8 protein-coding genes and 1 pseudogene are annotated in these 7,592 nt (G+C 66.6%); 3 read left to right on the top strand and 6 right to left on the bottom strand.

Features of this window, described 5'->3' with window-relative positions; all coding sequences use genetic code 11:
- Positions 1 to 6: 6 nt before the first annotated feature.
- Complete coding sequence (locus V6M50_RS20065) at positions 7 to 1,185, bottom strand: DUF481 domain-containing protein (protein WP_332820354.1); 1,179 nt, start codon at positions 1,183 to 1,185, stop codon at positions 7 to 9.
- A 131-nt stretch (positions 1,186 to 1,316) separates the two neighbouring features.
- Between V6M50_RS20065 and V6M50_RS20070 the strand changes: the two genes are divergently transcribed.
- Positions 1,317 to 1,592 (top strand): hypothetical protein, encoded by a 276-nt coding sequence (locus tag V6M50_RS20070; protein WP_332820355.1) that lies wholly within the window; start codon positions 1,317 to 1,319, stop codon positions 1,590 to 1,592.
- Between the two features lie 6 nt (positions 1,593 to 1,598).
- Here V6M50_RS20070 and V6M50_RS20075 read toward each other — a convergent pair whose 3' ends face one another.
- The 4 genes from V6M50_RS20075 to V6M50_RS20090 form a co-directional block, all read right to left on the bottom strand.
- Complete coding sequence (locus tag V6M50_RS20075; protein WP_332820356.1) at positions 1,599 to 2,726, bottom strand: MBL fold metallo-hydrolase; 1,128 nt, start codon at positions 2,724 to 2,726, stop codon at positions 1,599 to 1,601.
- Positions 2,727 to 2,729: 3 nt separating this feature from the next.
- Entirely contained in the window at positions 2,730 to 3,377 is a 648-nt protein-coding gene (locus tag V6M50_RS20080; protein ID WP_332820361.1) for a DUF1013 domain-containing protein, read from the bottom strand.
- A gap of 321 nt (positions 3,378 to 3,698) precedes the next feature.
- A complete protein-coding gene (locus tag V6M50_RS20085; protein WP_332820357.1) occupies positions 3,699 to 4,277 on the bottom strand; it encodes a hypothetical protein in 579 nt (192 codons plus the stop codon).
- A 69-nt stretch (positions 4,278 to 4,346) separates the two neighbouring features.
- Entirely contained in the window at positions 4,347 to 5,327 is a 981-nt protein-coding gene (locus V6M50_RS20090) for an NAD(P)H-quinone oxidoreductase (protein WP_332820358.1), read from the bottom strand.
- 151 nt (positions 5,328 to 5,478) lie between these two features.
- Here V6M50_RS20090 and V6M50_RS20095 point away from each other — a divergent pair, with 151 nt between their 5' ends.
- Positions 5,479 to 5,676 carry a DUF1192 domain-containing protein gene (locus tag V6M50_RS20095; RefSeq protein WP_332820359.1) on the top strand — a complete coding sequence of 66 codons (198 nt, stop codon included), beginning with the start codon at positions 5,479 to 5,481 and terminating at the stop codon, positions 5,674 to 5,676.
- A gap of 195 nt (positions 5,677 to 5,871) precedes the next feature.
- Here the strand turns inward: V6M50_RS20095 and V6M50_RS20100 are convergent, their stop codons facing one another.
- Complete coding sequence (locus V6M50_RS20100; RefSeq protein ID WP_332820360.1) at positions 5,872 to 7,344, bottom strand: ATP-binding protein; 1,473 nt, start codon at positions 7,342 to 7,344, stop codon at positions 5,872 to 5,874.
- 63 nt (positions 7,345 to 7,407) lie between these two features.
- On the opposite strand from V6M50_RS20100, the pseudogene V6M50_RS20105 reads away from it, so the two are divergent.
- Positions 7,408 to 7,592 (top strand): annotated as a pseudogene (locus V6M50_RS20105) (hypothetical protein); the annotation flags it as partial.

Below are 7,592 nucleotides of genomic sequence, written 5' to 3' on the forward strand. Positions count from 1 at the left end.
TGCGTTCTAGAAACCGTACACCAAGGTAAACCGCGTCTGGGTGTCGACGCTTTCGATGCCCGGCGGCGGGCTTGTGTCGATCTGCGCTGAATAGGCGATGCGCGCCGACAGCGCGCCGGTCAGCTTCGCATTGAGCGCGGTCAGCGAGCTTGTCGATCCATTGGCCTCGCCGATGATCGTCGACGCGACCTGCGTCAGCCGCAGCGTCGGCGACAATTGCCAGCCGAAATCGACCCCCGCCAGCGCGGTCAGTTCGGTGTCTTCTTCGCCGCTCACGAAATCGGTCTGGCGAAACGCCGGTCCGCCTTTCAAGCTGAGCGTCATCTTCTTGTTGTCGATCACTTTGTAGCCGAGCCCGCCCGACAGGTTCCAGCGCGTATCGTATCCCAATATCCGGTCATGTTCCCACCGACCGAAACCAAAGGCAAAGGTGCGGTCGTTGATCCGGTACTGCGGCTCCATCTCGACCAGATAGCGTTCGACCGACGTCTGGCCGTTGGTGCGCTGGTAATCGGCCTGCGCGCGCATCCTGTGGTTCCAGTCGATCCCCTGGCGCGCGAGCGCGACCCCCGCGCTGAGTCCCGCCGACTTGGTATTGCCGCTGCTCTGCGAGGCGCCGATCTGCCCCTCGCCTTTCCAGTTCTGCCAGAATTTCGCCGCAGCCAGTTTTGCGCGCGCGGCCGCCGCCGCCTCGTCCTTCAACCGCTTTCGTTCGGCGCGATAGGCGATGAGCCGCGCCTCGATCTCCGCCGCGTCGTCGGGATTGGTCGCTTTCGCGAGCTTTGCTACCGCCTCGACATCGGCATCCTTGCCGCTCGCGATCGCGGCGGCGAGCATATTGCTCACCGGGTCGGGCGGAACCACCGGCGCGTGCCTGTTGCGATATTCGGCGAGCAGCGCGTCGATTTCCCGGGCACTGTAGGGATTGGCCAGTCTGGCGACTTTGACCACCGCTTCGACGTCGGCATCCTCGCCGCTCGCGATCGCGGCGTCGATCATCGCGCGCACTTCATCGGGCAACAAGGGGTGGAGCGGCACGACCTCCATAGGAAACGGATTGGCCAGCACCGGATCGGCGAGCGCGGGATTGGGCTGCGGCGGGTTCACCGGTTCCTGCGACGCCTGTGCCGACTGGGCGGCAAGGGCGAACAGGCCAAGGGCCGCGAAGCGGGGGAGAGATGTCACCGAAGACGTCCTTCTCTGGGGGCAGAAAGCCGGGTTCGTTCGATCATTAGCGCAGCCAGAGCGCGTCCGATGGCCCCCTATAACCCGAAAGTTGCTGGCATTTCCACCCCGGCTGCCCCATCTGCAAACCTATGCTGATCGCGATCATCGCCATTTTCTGCGCTGGCATCGGTAATTTCGCGATGCACCGCGCCTTCATGGAAAGCGACGACCCGCTGGTCCAGCAGATGGTCAAGCCGCTCGCCGACAAGGCCGGGCCGCACATCACCTATGTCTTCGAGTTCCTGCTTTTGGTCGGCGCGATGGCGATCGCGACGCGGAACTGGTTCACCGCGATGATGCTCTATGGCCTCTACACCATCTTCAACGCGATGGCGTTCAGCTGGATCATGCAAAGGCCGCGTTAGGCCAGCTTACGTCACCCCGTGATACCACCAAACGCCGTCGCGATCCTCGCGTTGCACCCGGCCTTCGACTTCCAGCCGCTTCAGATGCGCCAGCGCCTCGCCGGTCGCGAGCCCCTGATTATGCTCACCGATCGGACGGTTGAACAGCAGGGGAAAACTGTCGACCGCACGCATCGGCGCCTTCGCCGCCGCCTCGGCGAGGTTGTAGAGCCGCATGCGATGCTCGTCGCGCAGCGCCATCAGCCGGACGTGCAGCCCCTTGAACGGCTCGCCGTGCGCGGGGCAGACGGTGACGTCGACGGGCACAACGCCGAGCAATTTGTCGATCGACGCCAGCCATTCGCCGAGCGGGTCGGCGTCGGGTTCGGTGATGTTGACCGACACGTTCGAGCTGATCCGCGGCAATACCTGATCGCCCGAGACGAGCACGCCCTCGCGCTCGTTCCACAGGCAGGCATGTTCGGGGCTGTGCCCCGATCCCACAACGACGCGCCACTGGTGCGCGCCCATGTCGAGCCGGTCGCCATCCTCGATCCGCACATAGCTGCGCGGCAGCGGAAAGATCATGCGCTGGAACATGTTCCAGCCGCGCGTGCGCTGCGTCTCGATCGCGACATCGTCCCAGCCCGCAGCGCGCGATTGCACGAGCACCTCGTCGGGTGCGGTGTCGGAGGAATCGGCGACGATCGCGCGCGCGGTCAGCATCTCGCCGCGCGTCATCCACAGCTTCACGCTTTGTTTCTTCGCGATCCAGCCGGCGAGGCCGATATGGTCGGGGTGGAGGTGGGTGCCGATGACGCGGGTAATCCGCTTGTCCTTCAGCGCGCCGGCATAAAGTGCCTTCCACGCGTCCGAACACATCGTGAGGCAGATGCCGGTGTCGACCACCGCGACGCCATCATGATCGTCGAGCAGCCAGCTGTTGATATGGCCAAGCGACCCCGGCATCGGGATGCGCGCCCAGCTGATCCCGTTCGCGATACGGATCGTCTCGCCCGACGCGGGCGCGGCGTCGCCCCACGGATAGGTGAGCCCCGCGTGACTCGTCGCGGTAAAGCTGTCGTCCTGGGTCAGCGAGGCATCCGGCGAGCCGCTGGCCGCCGGGATATTGTCGTCATCATGCCCCGATGACACGCGTCAGTCTGCCGTCGCGTCGCTTGCCGCTTCGCTGGCTTCCTCGGCGGCGCGTGCTTCGTTCGCGGCGGTGCGTTCGGCGCGCAGCTCTTCGAGCAGCGCCTCGCGGTCGCCTTCGAAACGGCTGTCTTCGGGCGCCTTGATGCCCGCCTTCTTTGCCGCCTTGGCGACGAGCGCGTCGAGCTCGCGCTGCGAGCAGAGGCCGAGCGTCACCGGATCCTTGGGCACGATGTTCGCGCTGTTCCAGTGGCTGCGGTCGCGGATCGCGCCGATCGTGTTGCGCGTCGTGCCGATCAGCTTGCCGATCGCGCCGTCCGACACCTCGGGATGGTTCTTCAGGATCCACGCGATGCCGTCGGGCTTGTCCTGGCGCTTGCTGACCGGGGTGTAGCGCGGGCCGCGGGTGCGGCGGATCGTGTCCTGCGCCTGCTTGCTCATCTTGAGCTTGTAGTTCGGGTCGTCCTGACCCTTTTCGATTTCTTCCATCGACAGCTCGTGCGCGCGGACGGGGTCGCGGCCTGTATATTTGGTCGCGGCGGTCTCGTCGGCGATCGCCTGGACTTCGAGGATGTGGATGCCGCAATATTCGGCGATCTGGACAAAGGTGAGACCGGTGTTGTCGACCAGCCAGGCGGCGGTCGCGTGCGGCATCAGCGGGGTGGCATCGGGATTGGCCATGGCCGGGTTTCTCCAAGCGGAAATAATAAGGGCCGCCCCTCGCGGGGCGGCCGTGCAGGCTGCGATGTAGACCCGTTTGGCCGATGGAGCAAGCCTTACTCCCTCTCCTCTTGGGGGGGCGCCGGGTCGGGCATGCTCCCAGCATGCCCTGAACAGCGCGGGGCGCTGTTCAACCGGCACCGGATGCAGAGACTTGCGAGCTTGCTCGCTCGTCGAAGCTGGGTGAGGGCATGCGAGCCCGCGGTATTCTCTATGCGTTGATCGGGCCGCGCTCGCAAGCGGCGGGTGCAGTCGCTACGGGCCGCACTGCCAAAGCCCCGCGAAGACACGCTGCGCGCCATCGGCGCGGTCCGCTGTCAGCGTCGCCGGACGCGGGGGCGATTCGCCGCCGCCTTGCGCGGGGCCGGTCAGCGCGACGCGAAGCTGCAGGCTTTTGCCGAAAAACTTGGTGCCCTTGGCGATCGCGTCGAACCCGCCGTTGGCGGAGACGGTTTCGATCGTGTCACCGACCTTGACGAGCCCGCGCGCGGGATCGGCCGACGCGACATTGCCCTTCGCGACCAGGAGCGGCGGCGCGGCCGCATCGGCGGCAAAGCTGCACCCAAGCTCGCCCTTCAGCTTCGCGCCGCCGACGTCGCCTTCGGTGAGCGCAGTCAGTTCGATCGGCGAGCCGTCGCCGCCGCGCGTCGGAATATCGACGGGCTTGATCGCAGGAGGCGCGGTTTCGGCCGCCTTGCTCTCCGCACCGACGCTCCCGTCATAGGATGCGGTGGGTGCTTTTTCATCGGAAGGCTGGGAGGAACAGGCGGCAAGGGAAAGCGCAATGGCGGTGGCGGGAAGGAAGAGGGTACGCAAATCATGGCGGGGTTTCATCGTGGGAAATCTCCTAACGTCAGCCCCTGTTCCCCTATTAACTTTTGGAATTGCGCAACGTTCCCGGGCTTACTCCACCGTCAGCACAATTTTCCCGACATGCTCGCCCGCCTGCATCCGCGCATGCGCGGCGCTCGCTTCGGCGAGCGGGAAGCGCTGATCCATCGCGGGCTTCCACCCGCCCTCGGAAAGTCGCGGCCACAGCGTGGCATGGATTTCGTCGGCGAGCGCCCCCTTGAAGTCGGCGCTGCGCGCGCGCAGCGTCGATCCGGTCAGCGTCAGGCGGCGGCGCATCACGTCGGCGATGTCGAACTCGACCTTCGCGCCGCGCTGGAAGGCGATGGTGACATGGCGCCCGTCCTCGGCGAGGCACGCGAGATTGCGCGGCAGGTAATCGCCGCCGACCATGTCGAGCACAGCGTCGACACCCTTGCCGCCGGTGAAGGCCTTGACCGCCTCGACATAATCCTCGGTCGAATAATCGACCGCTTGGGTTGCACCGAGCGCGGTCGCCGCGGCGCATTTGTCGGCGCTGCCACAGGTCACGATGATCCTGATATCGAACAGCTTGCACAGACCGATCGCGGTCGTCCCGATGCCACTGGTGCCGCCGTGGACGAGCACGGCCTCGCCCTCCTTCACCCACGCGCGTTCGAAGAGGTTATGCCAGACGGTGAAGACGGTTTCGGGCAGCGCCGCGGCCTCGGCCATCGAAAAGCCCTTCGGCACCGGCAGGCAGCTTCCCGCGGGCGCGACGCAATATTCGGCGTAACCGCCGCCCGCGACGAGCGCGCAGACATGCTGGCCCAGATGTTCGGGGTCGCCCCCCGCCCCGACCGCGACGATCGTCCCCGCGACCTCGAGCCCCGGCAGGTCCGACGCGCCCGGCGGCGGCGGATAGAAACCCATGCGCTGGAGCACGTCGGGGCGGTTGACCCCCGCGGCGGCGACGCGGATCAGCACCTCGCCCGCTCCCGGCTGCGGCACCGGTCTGGTCACCGGCTGCAACATCTCGGGCCCGCCCGGCGCGCTGATGGCGATGGCGGTCATGCTCGCTGGCAAGCTGGTCACGCTGATATTCCCCCGCTGGTCACTTTTTTCCCACTGCCCCGCCTTATTGACAGTGTGGCGACACCGGTCAACAGTCGCGCGCTTTCAAATCGGGGACCAGCGAGAGAGAGGGAGCGAGAAAGGACTGGCCATGGACGATGACGACCTTCCCCGCCGCCGCGACGATATACTCGCGGCCCTGGTCAAACAGCCGCTCGATCCGCTGTCGGTCGATGAACTGGGCGAGCGTATCGAAATACTCGAAGGCGAGATCGAGCGCGTCAAGGCGCACCGCAGCGCCGCGACCAGCCACAAGGCGATCGCCGAGGCGCTGTTCAAGAAGGGGTAGTGTTCGCGCCGATTGGATTGAATCGTTTGTCCTGAGGAGGGGCTGAGCGCAGCCGAAGCCTGTCCTGAGCGCCTGCAAGGCAGTCGAAGGGACCCGTCTCGAAGGACACTGGCGCTCAGGTCCTTCGAGACGCCATTTCGACAAGCTCAATGGCTCCTCAGGACAAACGTGAATTTGCCAGGGCACCCGCTGCCCCTATTCCGCCTCGGTGCTCAGCCCCAGCTCGGGAATGCCGATCGATCGCCGGCCGCCGAAATCGGAGCGCACGACGATCGCGCCCTGCTTTTCCATATATTCGACGAGGCGGCGGATACGCCCCGGCGAGCGGCTGCCATAGGCGCGGCCGAGGATGTCGTCGTCGGGGCAGGCCTCGCCCTCCATCGCCGCGCGCGCGATCTGGAGGAAGGGGGCGACCATGTCGTCGGGCAGGCGTTCGGAGACCGACAGCGCCTCGCGCCAGCGCGGGTCGGCGGGATCGAACACACCGCCCTTGGCCAATGCGAAGCGGCGGCGGAAGGCGGCGAGGTCGAGCGGCACCTTCTTCAGCCGCTGCATCCGGCAACGCACCGAAAAATCCTGGTACAGCAGCGCTTCGGGTTGAAAGGCGCTGTCGGGGTCCTCGAGCATCTCTTCGAGCATCGCAATCACCACGGCGTCGCTGTGCCCCGCCTCTTCGGCCGCCTCGACGATGTCGAGCACGACCGGGGCGTCCACATCTTCGTGGAGCCCCTCCACCGCCGCGATCCGTTCGAGCAATTCGCTCGCCGCCACAGGCTCGGGCTCGGGCGCAAAGACGCGCGGCGCCACCGGCGCCTCCATCTCGGTGAACAGCATTGAGCGCATATCCTCGCCGCCGGCGACAGGCAGCGGCATGAGGTTGTGCGTCCCCATCCGCGTCGCGGTGTGCGTCGCGCCGATACGGACGCTGAGCGGACGCCGCGAGATCGCCGGACCAAGCCCGAGGAAGTGCCCGCGCTCGAGGTCGCGGATCGCCTCGGCCTGCCGCCGCTCCATGCCGAGCAGGTCGGCGGCGCGCGCCATGTCGATGTCGAGGAAGGTGCGCCCCATCAGGAAATTGCTCGCCTCGGCGGCGACATTCTTGGCGAGCTTGGCAAGCCGCTGCGTCGCGATCGCACCCGCGAGGCCGCGCTTGCGCCCACGGCACATCAGGTTCGTCATCGCGCCCAGGCTCGCGCGGCGGACAGTGTCGGCGACGTCGCCCGCGACGCTGGGTGCGAACATCTGCGCCTCGTCGACCACGACCAGCGCGGGAAACCAATGCTCGCGCGGCGCATCGAACAGCGCGTTCAGGAACGCGGCGGCGCAGGTCATCTGCGCCTCGATGTCGAGCGATTCGAGGCTGAGCACGATCGATGCGCGATGCTCGCGGATGCGCGCGCCCATCGCCGCGATTTCGCGCTCGTTATAATCGCCGCCATTGATCACGACATGGCTGTACGCGTCGGCGAGCGTCACGAAATCGCCCTCGGGATCGATCACGATCTGCTGCACCAGCTCGGCGCTTTCCTCGAGGATACGGCGCAGCAGGTGCGACTTGCCCGACCCCGAATTGCCCTGGACGAGCAGCCGCGTCGCCAGCAGTTCCTGGACGTTGATGTGCACGCCCTGCCCGGTGCTGTCGGTTCCGATCTCGATGCTCGTCTTCACGGACGCCGCCCTATCGGGCGGCCATGCGAATGACAACCGGGCGGGCTTTCGGATCGCCCGATTTTGCCGCGCGACCTTGCCAAGCAGCGCGAACGCGCCAAAAAGGGCGGCATGGATTTCGACGACCAGCTCCGCCGCTATTTCGGCACCGCCGACCTCGCGGCGATCCACCCCGAGGCGCACGCCGCGGGCACCGAACGCATGCGCGTCGACTTCGGCCTCGAGACCAACCCCGGCCGCCGCTTCGC

The sequence above is a fragment of the Sphingopyxis sp. genome, assembly GCF_036675685.1.
Taxonomy (GTDB): domain Bacteria; phylum Pseudomonadota; class Alphaproteobacteria; order Sphingomonadales; family Sphingomonadaceae; genus Sphingopyxis.

Bases quoted from the DNA above. Each gene is read 5' to 3' on its own strand.
- V6M50_RS20090 (WP_332820358.1), bottom strand. From the start codon at position 5,327: ATGACCGCCATCGCCATCAGCGCGCCGGGCGGGCCCGAGATGTTGCAG.
- V6M50_RS20070 (WP_332820355.1), top strand. From the start codon at position 1,317: ATGCTGATCGCGATCATCGCCATTTTCTGCGCTGGCATCGGTAATTTC.
- V6M50_RS20085 (WP_332820357.1), bottom strand. From the start codon at position 4,277: ATGAAACCCCGCCATGATTTGCGTACCCTCTTCCTTCCCGCCACCGCC.
- V6M50_RS20080 (WP_332820361.1), bottom strand. From the start codon at position 3,377: ATGCCGCACGCGACCGCCGCCTGGCTGGTCGACAACACCGGTCTCACC.
- V6M50_RS20095 (WP_332820359.1), top strand. From the start codon at position 5,479: ATGGACGATGACGACCTTCCCCGCCGCCGCGACGATATACTCGCGGCC.